The 17,724-nt window shown below is 37.4% G+C and carries 16 protein-coding genes; 9 read left to right on the forward strand and 7 right to left on the reverse strand.

Annotation, left to right across the window (positions count from 1 at the left end):
• The 3 genes from HH219_RS17730 (at window position 1) to HH219_RS17740 (ending at window position 1,279) form a co-directional block, all read left to right on the forward strand.
• A complete protein-coding gene (locus HH219_RS17730; protein ID WP_054203699.1) occupies window positions 1-195 on the forward strand; it encodes a YwbE family protein in 195 nt (64 codons plus the stop codon).
• On the forward strand, window positions 192-710 hold the full coding sequence (locus HH219_RS17735) for a DUF4240 domain-containing protein (protein ID WP_169328206.1): 519 nt from the start codon (window positions 192-194) through the stop codon (window positions 708-710). Before HH219_RS17730 ends, HH219_RS17735 begins: the two co-directional genes overlap by 4 nt.
• A gap of 104 nt (window positions 711-814) precedes the next feature.
• Window positions 815-1,279 carry a hypothetical protein gene (locus tag HH219_RS17740; protein ID WP_054203697.1) on the forward strand — a complete coding sequence of 155 codons (465 nt, stop codon included), beginning with the start codon at window positions 815-817 and terminating at the stop codon, window positions 1,277-1,279.
• Between the two features lie 114 nt (window positions 1,280-1,393).
• Here HH219_RS17740 and HH219_RS17745 read toward each other — a convergent pair whose 3' ends face one another.
• Both HH219_RS17745 and umuD read right to left on the reverse strand, forming a co-directional pair.
• Complete coding sequence (locus HH219_RS17745; RefSeq protein WP_169328207.1) at window positions 1,394-2,656, reverse strand: Y-family DNA polymerase; 1,263 nt, start codon at window positions 2,654-2,656, stop codon at window positions 1,394-1,396.
• The gene (umuD, locus tag HH219_RS17750) at window positions 2,644-3,057 is read right to left on the reverse strand and encodes a translesion error-prone DNA polymerase V autoproteolytic subunit (RefSeq protein ID WP_054203695.1); all 414 of its coding nucleotides are present in this window, start codon (window positions 3,055-3,057) and stop codon (window positions 2,644-2,646) included. The genes HH219_RS17745 and umuD overlap by 13 nt, the downstream gene beginning before the upstream one ends.
• A gap of 427 nt (window positions 3,058-3,484) precedes the next feature.
• Between umuD and HH219_RS17755 the strand changes: the two genes are divergently transcribed.
• Both HH219_RS17755 and HH219_RS17760 read left to right on the forward strand, forming a co-directional pair.
• Window positions 3,485-4,891, forward strand: coding sequence for an alanine/glycine:cation symporter family protein (locus HH219_RS17755; protein WP_054203694.1), 1,407 nt, complete (start codon window positions 3,485-3,487; stop codon window positions 4,889-4,891).
• A 73-nt stretch (window positions 4,892-4,964) separates the two neighbouring features.
• The gene (locus HH219_RS17760; protein ID WP_169328208.1) at window positions 4,965-6,008 is read left to right on the forward strand and encodes a patatin-like phospholipase family protein; all 1,044 of its coding nucleotides are present in this window, start codon (window positions 4,965-4,967) and stop codon (window positions 6,006-6,008) included.
• Window positions 6,009-6,118: 110 nt separating this feature from the next.
• Here the strand turns inward: HH219_RS17760 and HH219_RS17765 are convergent, their stop codons facing one another.
• From HH219_RS17765 to HH219_RS17775, 3 genes are all read right to left on the reverse strand, one after another.
• Entirely contained in the window at window positions 6,119-6,502 is a 384-nt protein-coding gene (locus HH219_RS17765) for a hypothetical protein (RefSeq protein WP_169328209.1), read from the reverse strand.
• A 183-nt stretch (window positions 6,503-6,685) separates the two neighbouring features.
• Window positions 6,686-7,168, reverse strand: a complete 483-nt coding sequence (locus HH219_RS17770) for a hypothetical protein (protein WP_169328210.1) — start codon at window positions 7,166-7,168, stop codon at window positions 6,686-6,688.
• Between the two features lie 520 nt (window positions 7,169-7,688).
• On the reverse strand, window positions 7,689-8,252 hold the full coding sequence (locus HH219_RS17775) for a YSC84-related protein (protein ID WP_169328211.1): 564 nt from the start codon (window positions 8,250-8,252) through the stop codon (window positions 7,689-7,691).
• A 116-nt stretch (window positions 8,253-8,368) separates the two neighbouring features.
• Between HH219_RS17775 and HH219_RS17780 the strand changes: the two genes are divergently transcribed.
• Together HH219_RS17780 and HH219_RS17785 are read left to right on the forward strand one after the other, a co-directional pair.
• The gene (locus HH219_RS17780) at window positions 8,369-9,580 is read left to right on the forward strand and encodes a tyrosine-type recombinase/integrase (RefSeq protein WP_169328212.1); all 1,212 of its coding nucleotides are present in this window, start codon (window positions 8,369-8,371) and stop codon (window positions 9,578-9,580) included.
• Window positions 9,581-10,771 (forward strand): cation:proton antiporter, encoded by a 1,191-nt coding sequence (locus HH219_RS17785; protein WP_169328213.1) that lies wholly within the window; start codon window positions 9,581-9,583, stop codon window positions 10,769-10,771.
• 95 nt (window positions 10,772-10,866) lie between these two features.
• Here HH219_RS17785 and HH219_RS17790 read toward each other — a convergent pair whose 3' ends face one another.
• A complete protein-coding gene (locus HH219_RS17790; RefSeq protein ID WP_169328214.1) occupies window positions 10,867-13,938 on the reverse strand; it encodes an FAD-binding and (Fe-S)-binding domain-containing protein in 3,072 nt (1,023 codons plus the stop codon).
• A 150-nt stretch (window positions 13,939-14,088) separates the two neighbouring features.
• Between HH219_RS17790 and HH219_RS17795 the strand changes: the two genes are divergently transcribed.
• Window positions 14,089-14,298: a PGPGW domain-containing protein gene (locus tag HH219_RS17795; protein WP_054203901.1), complete on the forward strand. Its 210-nt coding sequence runs from the start codon at window positions 14,089-14,091 to the stop codon at window positions 14,296-14,298.
• Window positions 14,299-14,365: 67 nt separating this feature from the next.
• Here HH219_RS17795 and ppsA read toward each other — a convergent pair whose 3' ends face one another.
• Window positions 14,366-16,741 (reverse strand): phosphoenolpyruvate synthase, encoded by a 2,376-nt coding sequence (ppsA, locus tag HH219_RS17800; RefSeq protein WP_054203902.1) that lies wholly within the window; start codon window positions 16,739-16,741, stop codon window positions 14,366-14,368.
• A gap of 153 nt (window positions 16,742-16,894) precedes the next feature.
• Between ppsA and HH219_RS17805 the strand changes: the two genes are divergently transcribed.
• The gene (locus HH219_RS17805; RefSeq protein ID WP_054203903.1) at window positions 16,895-17,704 is read left to right on the forward strand and encodes a pyruvate, water dikinase regulatory protein; all 810 of its coding nucleotides are present in this window, start codon (window positions 16,895-16,897) and stop codon (window positions 17,702-17,704) included.
• The last annotated feature ends 20 nt before the right edge of the window (window positions 17,705-17,724 follow it).

The following is a 17,724-nucleotide window of genomic DNA, read 5'->3' on the forward strand; positions in this document are numbered from 1 at the left end:
ATGACTGTTCCTACTCGTTCACAAATTACCCCTGGCAGCGAAGTTAATATCGTTTTAAAAGAAGATCAGCGTAGCGGCACATTGACCCAAGGTGTTGTTGAGCGCCTACTCACTAAATCACCTAACCATCCTCATGGTATTAAAGTTCGTTTAGAGGATGGACAAGTAGGGCGAGTGAAAGAGATATTGTCATGAGTGTACTTACCCAAGCTGAATTTTGGCAATTGGTTACCGTAGAAGATAAAACCGCTGAGCCAGAGTCAGTGAGCGAGCGCTTAAAAAACTTACTTACAGATTTAGACGACGATCAGTTAATTGAATTCGATAAGCAATTTAGTCTCTGTATGCGACAAAGCTTTACGTGGGAGTTATTTGGCGCAGCGTTTGTAATGGCAGGCTGTAACGATGAGTATGGCTTTTCAGAGTTTCGCTGTTGGTTAATATCTCGTGGCGAAGCTGCTTTTAACGCAGCCCTCGATAATGCAGATTCATTGGCCGATTGCACGCCTGTATACCATTTAAATGAGCAACCCTATCCCTATTTAGATGAGTATGATCTTATTGCAGGCTTATTGTACGAAGAGCGCAATGAAGATGAACTACCTTTTGCTCCATCAGGGCAAGAACAGCCTAAAGGTAAACGCTTTAAAGACAAAGCTAAGTTTTTAAAACTCGCGTATCCGCAATTATTTGCTAAATATTGGCAATAATTTTAACTATAAAAAGTAAACAACGATTCATTATAGGTTTGTTTAATTTTAATAGACATTGCATGTTATGCTGTAAATACAAACCACTCTAAGTCAGGTATTTAATGGGCTATCGTAAAATATTACTGTGTTTCGTGTTTGTTTTTTTTAGCACTACAATCAGTGCTAAAACTGAACTACCAAGCAATAAAAGTCAGTTTATTAGTTTGTTAAACACTAAAGTAGGTACGTATAAGTTAGTTTCAGGCAGCGCGAGTGTGTGCACTGATGGGCAATTATCATGGTTTGATAAAAGCGCGCCAAGCCTAGGGTTTAAACTAGGTGAAGGGATTGTTTTTACCGCCTTGCATCATGGAACGCAAACGAATAAAACGGCAAACTTTTGTTTAGTGACGACTAAATACAAATACACAACGCAAAGAGTTACGCTATCGCTGCGCCATACTCGTTGTGAAAATCAGGCTGATAATTTAGATACGAGCCAAATGCTGCATTTCATCTCGCCTACGCGTATTCAATACAGTGTTGAAAATACCAATGTACGCTGTGAGTTTGAGCGCCAGCCATAATACCAATTTTATTAAAAACGTGATCATTCTAGCAAATTAAGTAACTCACTAACTACGTTAAAAATTACTTGTATAGAACAACTACATATCATAATTTTTCCTTGTTATAACCTTTTATAAGTTACAGCTTATTTTTGGCAAATGTAGCCAGCGAGTGGTGTATTGTGGAGATAAAAATTCACGTTTCATATGCCACGCTTGGCTTTGTTGCTGACTTGCCAGAGCAAGCGTATTGCTGCCATAACGCGCATTTACAGAATCCAAACATTTCATTAGTTTAATGTTATTTTTATTCGGCGTAAAAAGATCTGATTGCTGAAATTGCTGTGAACTAAGCTCTAATGCTCCCACGCCACACTTATAAAAGCGAACATTTTGTTGGTATAATTGTGCAAAAACCTCGCTAATTGCATTGGCAAATACACAGCTATCAGCGCTAGATGTGGGCAGCTCATACACTAATGATTTTTTATAAGCGTTTAGTTCATGTGGGGAGCTTGCCACAAATAATAATAAGCGTTTAGTTAAAGAGCGTTGCAGACGCAATTTTCGAGCAACAATAGTACAATGGTTTATCAAGGCTGTTTTTAATACCGTTGGATCTGTTAAACGTTCACCAAAGCTACGAGTCGAAAAAATCTCACGTTTATCTTGGCGTACTTCATCCCACTCTAAACAGGTTCGGCCGTTTAGTTCATCCACAGTACGAGCCAGTACCACATTAAATAAGCGTTTCATTTGCAGTGGATCTTGTTTTGCCAAATCAAGTGCACTGTTAATATGAAGTTGCTTTAACTTTTTGGCTAAACGTTTGCCCACTCCCCATATATCAGCGACATCCATCGCAGCTAAAATACGCAGTCGCGCTTGTTCGCTATCAATGACAGCAACCCCGTTAAAACCCTTAAGTTTTTTAGCAGCATGATTTGCTGCTTTGGCTAAGGTGGGCGTTGAGCCAAAGCCGACCCCCACAGGTAATTTAGTTTCACGCCATACTGTACGGCGGATCAAGTGTCCGTACTGATGCCAATCATTAATTAAAGGAGTAAAACCGGTAAAATGTAAAAATGACTCATCAATTGAATATATATATTGTTTATCACAAAAACGACTGATCACATTCATCATTCTATCGCTTAAATCTGCGTATAACTCATAGTTAGATGAACGAACGACCACTTTATGCTTAGCCAATAAATGCTTAACTTTAAAATAAGGTTGGAATTTAGGAATATTTAAACGCCGTGCTATAGGGCAAATAGCGCACACGCAGCCATCGTTATTAGTAAGAACTACCACCGGTTTTGAACGAATTGCGGGATCAAATACTTTTTCTGCACTGGCATAAAATGCTACAGCATCCACTAAGGCGTACATTGGTGTAACTCAGGACTTGGACGATGTAATCGAATAGAGCGAGTGACAACCCCTTCTAATTGAAATTCATCGGCATCACTTAGTTGCACAGGTGAATATAAAGCTGAGGCTGAGAGTAAGCGGGCATTAGTTTTGTCTAATAGCTTACATACAAATAAGCCATTTAAATTAGCCACAATAACGTCCCCATTTTTGGCTTCTTCAGCGCGATCCACAAGCAATAAGTCACCATCAAAAATGCCAACGCCTTGCATTGACTCCCCAGAAGCCACACCGATAAATGTCGCATCGGGATGTTTAATTAATAATTGATCCAAAGATAAACCAAGTTCTTTATATTGGGCGGCTGGCGATTCAAACCCGCATACGCCCGCTTCGATATATATAGGAATGACATGCATAGATAAAAACACATTATACTGTATGTTTATACAGTATAATGTAAAGTTAGCTAAAAAGCCAAGCAGGGGGTGACAGTAAATTAATTACTAAAACTTAAATACATGATTTTTATGTTTATTATTTTTTTCTTTCTAAAGTCTAGCTGTGTCTTTTCATCAATATAGAGAAACCATTATTTATAGTGAAATATTCAGCCAGACATAAGTACTTACTCAAATGCTGCTGAGTTCAAGCGCTAAGTGATGGTTACTTTGTTTATTGTAGGTAATTTCTTCTAGTAAAAATAAAAAATTCCCTTTAACGTTAATAGCTTCTTGATTATTTAACAAATCACGATAAAGTGCATGTTAAATAAAAATACGTATTTAGTGATTTATTATTCACAAAGGTGCTAGGTTTAATACTTGAATTCAAGAAGGGATAAACATGTTTAACACAGTTGTAGGCAGCATCAATAATCTTTTATGGGGTGAAGGGCAAGTCCTTATTTATATCCTGCTGTTTACCGGTATTTGGTTTTCAGTGCGACTAAAAGCTGTGCAAATTCTAAAATTTAAACATATGTTTAGCCTGCTTAAAGGCAGCAGTAAATGTAATAAAGACGATATAAGCTCTTTTCAAGCGCTTTGCACAGGCTTAAGTGCCCGTGTTGGCACGGGGAATTTAGCCGGTGTAGCGGTTGCTATATCACTGGGTGGCAGTGGCGCAATATTTTGGATGTGGGTCATTGCTATATTAGGGATGGCCACAGGCTTTGCTGAAAGCGTGCTTGGTCAAGTATATAAAGTACGCGATAGCCAAGGTGAATTTAGAGGCGGCCCTGCTTATTATATTAAACAAGGTTTAAATAGCCGCAGTCTCGCTATTGCATTCGCATTGTGCTTATTTTTAGGTTACGGCTTTACCTTTAGCGCTATGCAAACCAATACCATAACCGATGCACTTAATTTCGCATTTGAAATTCCAACATTCTACTCTGGTATTGTTATAACCATCCTCGCAGGCTCTATTATATTAGGTGGTTTCAAAGCCATTGCACGCTTTGCTGAACGAGTAGTGCCCGTGATGGGGATTATATTTGTGCTGGCTGCGGTCATTATTACACTACTCAACTTTAGCCAAGTACCTGCTATGTTAAAGGATATATTCCTATCTGCGTTTGGCCTGCAAGAAGCCGGTGCGGGGGCAATGGGAGCTGCAATAAAAAATGGTATACAACGCGGTTTATATTCAAACGAAGCAGGCGCGGGCAGTGTGCCGCATGCATCAGCTAGCGCCTCACCAACACCTAACCACCCTGTAACTCAAGGATATATTCAAATGCTGGGTGTATTCTTCGATACTATTGTACTGTGTAGCTGCACCGCGGTGATCATCTTACTTGCTAATGTGGATATTAGCGGCGAGATGGAAGGTATTCGTTTAACGCAAGCAGCTATGACCGCACATTTAGCACAGGGTGGCGTATATTTTGTGGCTGCAGCCATTACTTTATTTGCGTTTACTTCTGTAGTGGCCAACTACGCCTATGCAGAAAGCAACCTGCACTTATTTAAGCTTGATAACAAAATAGGGCGCGGCATTTATACACTATTATATTTATCAATGATGATGTGGGGCGCGTCTGCAACATTAAAAGAGGTGTGGGATTTAGCCGATATTGCGCTGGGTTTGATGACCGTGGTTAACGTTATTGCCATTATATTACTCACCCCGACTATTTTAAATGTAACAGATGATTATAATAAGCAAAGAGCCCAAGGTATTGAACCTAAATTTAATGCAAAAAATGTCATTATTCAAGGTAAGACCGAAAAGGGTATTTGGCATTAAATAGCTCGCTTATGCTGAATATTTAATTGAATAAATATTCAGTGTGATCGCGCTAAAATAATTAAGTATTACCATGATAGAGATATATGCAGGTAAAACTGCTGCAAAAATAATTGCCGAACAAGGCTTTAAAGCACCGCTTTTTAACACCTTTTTAGGTGCATCCGGTGGGCCTAAATGGTTTACTTTATTTGGTTTAGATAAGTATATTTTTGGTGAGTTTTTTAAAAATAGAACGACGCAATTAAACTTAGTTGGCTCATCAGCCGGTGCATTTCGCGCTGCGTGTTTTGCACAAAAGGATCCTGTTACAGCGATTGAGCGTTTAGCAAAATCGTATTCCCAAACACGCTACTCAACCGCTAAACCAACATCAGCGGAAATAACCGAAAAAGCAAAACAGTTATTAGACGATGTTTTTGGCCAAACAGGTGTTGCCGAAATTATTAATAATCCTATTTTTAAAGCACACTTTATTGTCGCTAAATCAAATGGCTTTGTAGGCAGCGATCATAAAGCATTACAGTTATTAGGCTTAACAAAAAGCTATTTGTATAATCGGGTTGATCGCCGATTTTTAACAAAGCAATACGAGCGCTTTATTTATCAAGCACCTAATAGTGATTTTTCAATTGAAGACAGTTATAAAATTAAAACTACTCAATTAGATTTAACGAGCGAAAATTTAAAAGATGCTTTATTAGCATCTGGTTCAATCCCATTAGTTATGCAAGGTATAAAAAATATTGCCGGCTCACCACCTGGCATGTACCGCGACGGCGGAATTATTGATTACCATTTTGATTTAAAAATTAACAACCCAGGTTTGATTTTATACCCACATTTTAATTCAGACCCCAAGGCAGGGTGGTTCGATAAAAATTTAAAACGCAAAGTTGCGACTGAAAATTACGACAACGTGGTAATGATCACCCCATCTAAAAAATTCATCGCCAGCTTACCTTACGGAAAAATCCCAGACAGAACAGACTTTACAAAACTCGATACCGACACCCGAATAAAATATTGGAATACCGTATTTAGCGAAACCGAAAAACTAGCCGACGCATTTGATAAAAATCTAACAATAGGTAAGTTTGAAGTAAAGACAATTTAAGAATGTGAGTGTTTTTTACGTACAGCTTACGGTACGTAATATTAAAGAAAGGGCGAAAAGCCCTTTTTTATTAAGTGGTTAAGGTAGTTTTCAGATGTGACAGTTTGACTTTAGTGATACATAGGGTCACAAGCCTTAACGTATTTTATTTCATTTTCTTTTGTACGATTATTTAGATATAGATCGGTGAAGTAATTACAGACAGCAAGCTTTTCCTCATATCCTTCTTTAGTATATTTAGAATGTAATTCTTGCATATATTTATCAGCTTTATGTTTATTGGACTCAATCTGTAATTTTTTCTGACGTTCCATAGCAAGCTCAAGTTGCTGTTCAAATGTTAGAGCATTTGGCTCTTTAGTAGCTTTTTGATGTTCTTTAATATTACTTAAGAAATTTTGTAGTTTATTGTATTCGTAGGCTTCTTTAGCAAACCAAAGAGTCGCACCAGCAACGACTATGATAAGGTATAGTTTAAAATCATTGAAATTCATATTTAGTCCATTAAATAGAGTAGAGGTAAGTGTGGAAATAATAACAGGGTTATGGATGATTTTATAGGTACATTGAAGCCCATAAGTTATGGTAAGTAATATAAAAAAAGGGCGAAAAGCCCTTTTTATTAAATAGTTAAGTTCATTATCAGTCGTTAAAGTTTAGCTTTTAAATTTAGTAAATCAGTTCGTAAAACTTAAAAGAACAAATTCAAAATATCCCGCATAAGCCCAAATAAACGTACCAATTATTGTTAGTAAATAAGTATTTAATAAACCTTTATATTTACGCTTTACCATATCAGTATATTTTTTGTTGTTGGTCTCTGCTTCTTGAGGATTAACTAAGGATCGAAAATTACTATCTATTACAAATGAAGTATCAGTGTGATATGTCAATTGGAATAAGCCATCATTAAATGTTTGATATGGATCTTTAAGTTCCTCTTTAAGACTAGGGTATAAAGAATGTGTAAATGATGCTAGTAACCCAAATACAGTAAGAACAGCTCCAAGTGAACCAATATAATCTATATTTGACATACATATCGTAAGTAATAAATGTATTACAAATAGTAAAAACACAATGAACCAAAAAATAATAGAACGAAATATATCAATTTCACCAAAAAACATAAGTATTTGTATTCTCTTGCTTTCCATCATTATAAATCCTTCATTTAGAGTTAACCTGATTGATATCTCACCAATTATATCTAAAAGTTGGCTTTGTAGGTCAGATAAATATCCATCTTGTGTTTTACTTTTCTCTTTAAGTATTTATAGATTCAGGGTTTCTTGCTTAGCGATTTATATCGATGGACTAATTTTTCACCAGACGGTTTAACTTTACCCCAAGGAGTAGTAATTATAGGGTCATGATAGGAAACTATACAATTTTCAGATGGGGGAGTCGGAGGAGATAAATTATTGGAGTTTGGTTTAGCTGACGCATTTGATATTAGCCTAGCAATAAGAAAATTTGAATCTAAATTAATTGACACTTTAAGAATGTGAGTTAATTTTTCTTACGGCTTACGGCTTACGGCTTACGGCTTACGGCTTACGGCTTACGGCTTACGGCTTTAACAATACAACCCATAAATTACGTTATGTTAAATTAGGTTGGTTGAATTAAAGTGGGCGTAATTACACGAACTAGCCCACTTTTAGAGGGTTTGAATACTTAATTTAGCTCAGAATCTACCCAAAATTTAGTCCCTTTTAATACAGCTTGTAATGCAAGGCCGCTTTCGGTCAATGAATAAACAGTTACTTGATCGGCGATTGCTTCGGCAACAATAGCACCGCCTTTATCTTGGTATTTAGCGGCTGCATCGGCATTACCACCGAAGGCCCAACCATGTTCAACAAAACGATTTAATGCAGCTTGATTATGAAAAACCATCACAACATTAAAATCTTTTACACCTAAACCTAGGCCTAAACCAGCTTCACCCATATTCATATAAGTAGATTTACCCGTTAGGTTATTTTTAACAACCCCATAACCACCACCAAAACTGGCTAATACAACGTTAACATTGGCATTATCGAAAACAGCATAACCAGCCGCCTTTTTAATTTGCTCTTTAACATCGGGCTTTTCTTTGTATAATTTTGTTAGCGTATCAGCTCTCATATTTTGCACAAGATCACGCTTTTCAGCAGGAGAAGCACTGCCCGTTGTAGCACAACCAGACAATGCAAACGTGAAGACGATTAAACTTAAAACCATAAACTTTTTCATATGCTTACCTTAAACGACGAACAACAAAATTATAGCTTTATAATGTCCAATACTAGACAGTATCGGACTTTAAAGTTAAACTGTAAGTACTTTATTTTATTAGAAATAACTATAATATGCTTGTTGCATTGGTCGATACATTAAAACAATTACGATATCAAATTGCTCATCTTGAAGATGATACATTGCGATCTGAATACCCAGAACTTGCCTCCTTTATACAGCAAGTTGGCTTGACTGTCGCTGAATCAAAGCATGAGTTAGTATTTCTGTATCAGTTTTTATATGTTTATGGTCGAAAATCAGAAGCGACTTTTAATCGTTTTCGTAATGAACTAGAACGCTTTTATTTATGGGCGTGGTTAGTTGCTGAAAAATCAGTATTTGAATTAAAACGCGAAGATATTGAAGCATACGTTGATTTTATGGTTGAGCCAGATAAAAACTGGGCATCAACATCTGTGCAATCACGTTATAAAAATGAACAAGGACTTAGGCGTTTAAATGAAAACTGGCGCCCTTTTATTCTTAAAGAGTCGATAGCCAGTCAACAAACTTTATCTGCAATGTTTACCGCGCTTAATGTATTTTATAAATTTTCGATTTTAGAAGAAAAAACGTTTGCGAATTTTGTTCCTGTTGTTAAAAAGAATAGTCCATACTTGGTTGTGCAATCACAAATTAAAATTCCTGATACGTTAAGCGATATTCAGTGGGAATATGTATTTGGTGTAACTCGTGATAAATGCGAACAAAACCCCGAGCTAGAACGTAATTTATTTACTTTAGCTTGTTTAAAAGGGCTTTATTTACGAATATCAGAGTTATCTGAACGACCACAATGGTCACCGGTAATGTCACATTTTTGGCAAGACAATGATGGCTTTTGGTTTTTAAGAATTATGGGTAAAGGCAATAAATTACGCGATGTAACCCTGAGTGAAGATTTTTTAACTTACTTAAAACGTTATAGATTATATCGCGGGTTAACGGCCCTGCCCCGTGTTGATGAAGCAGATCCTTTAGTGCATAAAATTCGTGGTCAAGGTGGTATGACGGTTCGTCAAATTCGTCGTTTAGTTCAGCAAAGTTTTGATTTAGCAAAAAAATCACTGCTTGATGATGGTTTTACTGATGATGCAGAGCAACTTGAATCCGCAACTGCACATTGGCTCAGGCATACCGGTGCAACACATGATGCACAAACACGACCTTTAAAACATTTGTCTGAAGATTTAGGCCATGCAAAAATTGCGACGACCGACCAAATTTATATTCAAACAAATATAAAAGAGCGCGCAAAATCAGGACTTAAAAGGAAAATCTAAATGGAATATGGTGTATTAACAGCTGTAGGTTTAGCATTTTTAATTTACTCATTATCTATCCGCCAGCTCGAACGTGCAGAAATTACTGGGCCAATGTTTTTTGTCATTATTGGAGCTATGCTTGCAATTTTAATCCCTGGTAAAACTGTATTCTTATTAAGTGACCTTGAGCGTTTGTTACCTTTGATTGAGCTGACTTTGAGTATCTTTTTATTTACTGATGCAGCGAAAACAAAACTGTCGGTTTTAAAACATAGTTTTCAATACCCTAGCCTGTTACTTTTTGTAGCATTGCCACTTACTTTAATAATCGGAATTGTTATTGCAAGTTTAATGTTTACTCAATTAACACTTATCCAAGCAGCATTAGTCGCTGTTATTTTAACGCCAACAGACGCCGCGCTTAGTAAAGGCTTATTAAATAGCAGTGCAGTACCTGAAAAAGTTCGTGAAGGTATTAATACTGAAAGTGGATTAAACGATGGTTTATGTGTGCCAGTATTTTTAATACTTATGTTGTTAGCCAAAGAGCCCGCCTCTGCATTTTCGCTTTATGATACTGCACTGGTTTTTGCTCGTGAGCTTGGAGTCGCAATTTTTGTTGCTGTTACGGCAATGGCTATAGTGATTCCATTAATTAAATTTTCGATGCAACGCCATTATTTTTCAAATAATACGAGCCCATTTTTAGTTGTTGGGATTGCTGTGGCTGTATTTTCTCTTGCGCAAAGTTTACATAGCAGTGGTTTTATTGCAGTGTTTGTTGCAGGATTAATTTTTGATAGATTTACAGAGTCGTCATTACGTCTCAAACTGGTTGAAGACAGTGAACACATTGCAGATTTTAGTGGTTTGCTGATCTGGTGCTTATTTGGTTTTGTGTGTAGTTATTTAGTTTTACCAGAATTGTCATGGGCTATTGTAGGATTCGCCTTGTTAAGTACAACACTGATCAGAATTATTCCTGTTATGTTGTCATTACAATTTACGCACTTGAAAGTAAAAGAGCGTTTTACTTTTGCCTGGTTTGGGCCTAGAGGGTTAGCATCTATAGTATTTACTTTGATGGTGATCGATAGCGATATAGAAAATAAATTTATTATAGCCACTATTTCTATGACGACTATTTTGTTTAGCGTTTTTATTCATGGCATGAGTACAAAGCCAATTGCTGATAGTTATTTAAAATAACTTATATATAAAAATAAAATGCCGCATTATTATTAAAAAAATAATGTGGCATTTTTTATTCATTCTTGAATTCAAGTATTAAATAAAATCACTATTTATTTAATACTACGAGTGCTAATAAATTGTTCTGCGATAAGTTCTATTGGATGCTTGGGTTTAAATTTCTCATAGCGTTTTACTTGACTGCGACAAGAAAAGCCAGTTGCTAATAGTTGCTCAGGTTTATTTTTATTTACTACACCTTGCCAACTCATTTCATAAAGTGCGCGAGAGTTATTTTGATTTTGTGCTTCGTGACCATAAGTACCGGCCATCCCACAACAACCGGTGGCTGTTGTATTAAGAGTTAAACCTAAATCAGAAAAAATTGTTTGCCATACATTCGCTGCTTTTGGTAACGCAGTTGTTTCAGTGCAATGGCTTAATAATGTAAAAGTTCTATCTTCAGTGTTTTTTATTTTATCAGCTAATGGTTTAAAAGATTGTGTCGCTAACCATTCATGAGCAAGTTGAACTTCAAAATCCCCGCGCTCATCACCGAGAATCGAATTATACTCATCGCGGTAGCACATAACTAGTGATGCATCTAAGCCAACTAATGGTGCGTTTATTTCTGATAATGAATTTAAAAATGCGGCTGCATTTTTTGCTGTAATTTTAAATTCATGTAAAAAACCTTTAACATGCTGTGGTTTACCATTAGGTTTAAATGGTAACAGGATTGGTTTTTTCCCTAATGCTGTAATTATTTTTATAAAACTTTCGACAAGTTCTGCTTCATAGAAACTGGTAAATGGATCTTGAACAATGAACACATACTCATTTTGTTGTTCTGGATTGAGTGCTGATAATTGTGCAAAATTAAATTTGTGTGTTTTGTTTATTCGTTTTTCTAAACGTGGTGAACTTAATATGGGTGTATCAACATAGCCAACAGATTTTTTTATTAGCGAGCTAACTAATTTAGTTTTTACTATTGGGTTTATCACGTTTGAAAATTTTGCCATTAATGGTGCGCTTGCTTCGATATTACCAACTAAATAATCTTTTAAAGGGCGAGCATAATAACTGTGATAATAATTTAAAAAGCGTGATCTAAAAGTGGGCACATCTACTTTAATTGGGCAGGCGGTAGTACATGCTTTACACGCTAAACATTCATCCATTGAGGCTTTAACTTCATGAGAAAAATCGTACTCGCCTTTGCTTTTATCTCGACTATGTTGGTAACGTTCCCACCAGGTGATGACTTCACCTTTATTGAGCTCTTTTTCAACTTCAATTAAATCTATATTTTTTGCTTCTTGTAAACGCAGCCATTCGCGCATTAAACTTGCGCGGCCTTTCGGTGAATTACGACGATCACCCGTTACTTTATATGATGGGCACATTGGGGAGTTTTCATCATAATTAAAGCAAATACCATTACCGTTACAGGTCATTGCGTTGTTAAAGCTGGTTTTAACATCAACCGAAATTTGTCTATCGAACCATGCACGCTTCTGATCATCAACGCTTACAAGTGAGTCCTTACTATCAATCGGGGTGCATATTTTACCTGGGTTTATACGATTGTTTGGATCGAAAGCTGATTTTATACGGCGTAATTGTGTAAATAAATGCTCGCCAAAAAATTCAGGGCCGTATTCACTTCTATAACCTTTACCATGCTCTCCCCACATTAAACCGCCATACTTGGCTGTGAGTTTTACAACCTGATCGGAGATCACGCGAAGTAATTTTTCTTGTTCTGGGTCGCACATATCAAGTGCGGGTCGTACATGTAAAACCCCAGCATCAACATGACCAAACATTCCGTATTGTAAATTATGACTATCAAGTAACGCTCTAAATTCAACGATAAAATCGGCGAGGTTTTCTGGAGGAACTGCGGTATCTTCGGCAAATGCGAGTGGTTTTTGTGAGCCTTTAACATTACCGAGTAAACCAACTGATTTTTTACGCATGGCGTAAATTTTTAAAATATCAGCCTTATTACTCGTTAGTTGATACCCGATGACACCATTTTTTTGCTGCGCTGCACAGTCATCAAGTAAAGCACATAATGATTCAACTTTGTCTTTTATGTCATCGGCTGATACTGCATTAAACTCAACCATGTTGAGTCCTTGCATATCTTTATTTTCAACATCGGTTATTAAGTCCGATACTGAATGCCAGATTATATCTTGGCGTGCAAGGTTCAATACTTTACTGTCGACTGTTTCAACAGACGTTGCACGTGCATCTACTAAAAATGGTGAGTGGCGAAGTGCAGAATCAAAACTATCGTATTTAATATTTATTAAGGTTTTAAATTCAGCAATTGGGGTGATGTTTAATTTAGCTTCTGTAACAATACCAAGTGAACCTTCTGAGCCTGTTATTAATCGGCTCATATCAAATGTTTGTAAGTCATCACTTAGCACATGCTCTAAGTCATACCCGGTTAAAAATCGATTTAAGCGAGGGAATTTGGCTAAAATAGCGTCACGCTCAGACAAGCAAATATCGAGTACCGTTGCGTATAATTTACCTATTGTGGTGTCTTGCTCTGCAATTAATTTAGCTTTATTAATGTCTATTGGATTGGTAGACATTTGTGTGCCGTCAACTAAATAGGTTGTAAGTCCTAAAACATGATCGCTGGTTTTACCATAAACGAGTGAACCTTGCCCTGAAGCATCAGTATTAACCATTCCGCCAATTGTTGCTCGGTTACTGGTTGATAAATCGGGTGCGAAGAAAAATCCATAAGGGCGTAAAAAGTCATTAAGTTGATCTTTTATTACACCTGTTTGCACTCTAACCCAGCCTTCTTCTGGGTTAATTTCGAGGATTTCACGCATATAACGCGATAAATCAACCACGATGCCAGGAGTTAACGATTGACCATTAGTACCTGTTCCACCGCCGCGAGGGCCAAAAGTGAGTGATAGATATGGGTCTTGAGCAGCCGTTTGCAAAGCAATTTGGATGTCTTTTTCAGTTTTAGGAAAAATAACACCTTGCGGTAACTGTTGGTAAATACTGTTATCGGTTGATGCAGTTATACGGGTGGCATAGCTTGCATCAGTGTCGCCAGTAAACCCTTGTTTTGTTATAGTTTTTAGGTAACTTGCGACTAAATTGGTCGCGGCATCTTGTTGGCTAATAGTTGCTATCATGACGGTGATAAATTAAGGCATTTGTTCGATTATATCATGCTCAAGAGCAATAGAAATTGAAGATTTTACAGTTTGTAACACTCTTTTGATCGTAAAATTGCTGTGATTACTTATACTCGATATTAGAAGCTTAGTTGCGAGGGAATTTAAATGAAAAAATGTATTTTACTTTTAGTTGGCAGTTTATTTATATTGCTTGGGTTATTTTTTGCTGTAGTACCTGGGCCATCTTTAATCTTTTTTATTGTTGGGCTTATGTGTTTTTCGTTTTATTATCCAAAAGCACGCCATTACTTGGCACTCTGTCAAAAAGCACTCACTAAATCATGTGCTTTTTTAGATAAAAAATTAGCGCGATAAAAGCTATTAACGTTTTGATAAAAAAATGCCAGCAATATTGCTGGCATTTTTTATTATGCTAAACGAGTTACTTTGCTAATTTTTTAGCAAGGTATAACCACGTTTCAAGTACTGTATCTGGGTTTAGTGAAACAGAATCAATGCCCTGCTCTACTAACCAAGCTGCAAAGTCTTCATGATCAGAAGGACCTTGACCGCAAATACCTACATACTTTCCTTTTGCTTTAGCCGTTTTAATTGCCATTGAAAGTAGTTTTTTGATTGCAGGGTCACGTTCATCAAATAAATGTGCAATTAAACCAGAATCACGATCTAAGCCAAGCGTTAGCTGGGTTAAATCGTTTGAACCAATTGAAAAGCCATCAAAGTGTTCTAAGAACTCATCTGCAAGCAGTGCATTTGATGGAAGTTCACACATCATGATTACTTTTAAGCCATTTTCGCCACGTTTAAGGCCATGCTCTTCAAGTAATTCGATAACGCGTTTACCTTCTTCAAGGGTGCGTACGAATGGGATCATGATTTCAATGTTGGCCATATCCATGTCGTTACGCACACGTTTTATTGCTTCACACTCAAGTGCAAAACAATCACGGAAATCTTCCGAGATATAGCGTGCTGCGCCGCGGAAACCAATCATTGGGTTTTCTTCTTCTGGCTCGTATTGTTGTCCGCCAACTAAGTTAGCATATTCGTTTGATTTAAAATCAGACATACGAACAATAACGCGCTCTGGTGCAAATGCACAGCCTAAGGTAGAAATACCTTCAACTAATTTAGAGATATAGAATTCAACCGGTGATTCATAACCTGCAATCATGTCGGTGATTTCAGCTTTTAATGCATCGGTTTGTGCATCAAAATTAAGCAATGCTTTAGGATGAACACCAATCATGCGGTTGATAATAAATTCAACGCGGGCAAGACCAACACCTGAGTGTGGTAAGCGTGCAAAATCAAATGCGCGATCAGGGTTGCCGACGTTCATCATGATTTTCATTGGTAGTTCAGGCATTTTATCAACACGTGAAGTGAGAATTTCGAAGTCTAAAATACCTTCGTAAATAAAGCCGGTGTCGCCTTCAGCACATGATACTGTTACTTCTTGGCCTGCTTTAATTAGGTCTGTGGCATTACCACACCCAACCACTGCTGGAATACCTAATTCACGGGCGATGATTGCCGCATGGCATGTACGACCACCACGATTAGTTACAATCGCTGCAGCGCGTTTCATGATAGGTTCCCAATCAGGGTCTGTCATGTCAGTAACTAAGATGTCACCTACTTGTACTTGGTCCATTTCTTTAATTGAATCAAGAACACGCACGACACCAGAGCCAATTTTATGACCGATGGCACGTCCTTCAACGACAACATTACTGCTGCCATTTAGTTGAAAGCGTTCCATTACATTCGTGTCTTCGTTTGAACGTACTGTTTCAGGGCGTGCTTGAACGATGTAAAGCTTGCCGTCATTACCGTCTTTAGCCCACTCGATATCCATCGCGCGGCCGTAATGCTTTTCGATGATCACGGCTTGTTTTGCAAGCTCTTGAACTTCAGCATCGGTAATTGAAAATTGGTTTGAAAGGGATGCATCTACGTCAACGATTTCAACTTGTTTACCATGTGCTTGATCAGCAGAGTAAATCATTTGAATCGCTTTTGAACCGATGTTACGGCGCACAACGGATGGTTTGCCTTTAGCAAGAGTTGGTTTATGAACATAAAATTCATCAGGGTTTACTGCACCCTGTACAACCATTTCGCCTAGACCATAACTAGATGTAATAAATACAACATCTTCGAAACCTGATTCCGTATCGATACTGAACATTACGCCTGATGATGATTTATCAGAGCGTACCATACGTTGAATACCCGCAGATAACGCTACGCCACGATGATCATAACCTTGGTGTACACGGTATGAAATCGCACGGTCATTGAAAAGCGATGCGAATACATGTTTGATGGCGACCATTACAGAGTCTATGCCACGCACATTGAGGAAGGTTTCTTGTTGGCCTGCGAATGATGCATCTGGCATGTCTTCAGCTGTAGCTGATGAACGAACTGCAAATGAAACATCGTCTGCTGCATCGCCGTGTAGTTGGCTGTATGCTTCGCGGATAGCTTTGTCTAAATTAGGTTGAAATGGTGTGTCGATAATCCACTGACGAATATCAGCACCGACTTTTACGAGTGTATTTACATCTTCCACGTCCAGTGTGTCTAAAATGTCGTGGATCTTTGCATTTAGTCCTGATTGCTCAAGAAACTCATTAAATGCGTCGGCGGTTGTAGCAAAACCACCAGGGACTTGTACACCAGCGTTTGCTAGGTTTGAAATCATTTCACCGAGTGAGGCATTTTTGCCGCCAACACGAGGAACATCTTGCATACCAAGCTCTTGATACCAGAGAACGTATTCTTGCACGGATCTTTCTCCAAAAAACAAATTGTAGTAATAACTGTGAGAGTTAAGAAAGAAAACCTTCTAAAAAGGTCGCCTTCATTCTACACTGGCAACAGACCTTACGTAAACCGTGGGGTGCCTATTTTAACTATTAAACGTAAGAAAAAGGTTAATATGAGAACTGCATTTTATATTTCTGACGGTACAGCGATTACTTCTGAGGTTTTTGGCCATGCTACTTTGTCATTATTTCCCGTTGAATTTAATCATAAAACTATTCCTTTTGTTGAAACTGAAGAAAAAGCAAACGAAGTAAAAGCGTTAATTAATGCAACTGCGCAAAGAGAAGGTGAAAAGCCGCTCGTATTTTTCACTTTTGTAAATCATAATTTGAGCGAGATAATTCGCTCTTCCTCAGCAATTACGTACGATTTTTTAACCACATTTAGTGATAAAATTGAACAAGAGTTAAAGGTTGCACCAGTTCCAAAAATTCACCGTACTCATTCAATGCATGAAAAAAGTTATGATTTTAGAATTGATGCTGTGAACTATGCGTTGACTAATGATGATGGCGCAAATATAAATAATTACGCAGAAGCGGATATTATTTTAGTGGGAGTTAGCCGCAGTGGTAAAACACCGACGAGTTTATACTTAGCATTACAATATGGTATTAAAGCTGCAAACTACCCTATTACAGAGGAAGACCTTGAAACTGGTAAGCTACCCGCTTGCTTAGTTGCATATAAGCAAAAACTGTTTGGTCTGACAATTGATCCAGTGAGATTAGCTGATATCCGCCAACGTCGAATGGCTAATTCAAAATACGCGTCACTTAAGCAATGTAGAATTGAAGTGCGTGAAGTAGAAATGTTGTATAAAAAACATAAAATTTCATATTTGAATTCGACTAACCATTCTGTCGAAGAAATATCTGCAAAAATCATATCTGATACTAATCTTGAGCGTCGTAAGTACTAACTTAGTTTTTATTGAGATGC

This window comes from Pseudoalteromonas sp. NEC-BIFX-2020_015, from assembly GCF_012952265.1.
Taxonomy (GTDB): Bacteria; Pseudomonadota; Gammaproteobacteria; order Enterobacterales; family Alteromonadaceae; genus Pseudoalteromonas; species Pseudoalteromonas neustonica.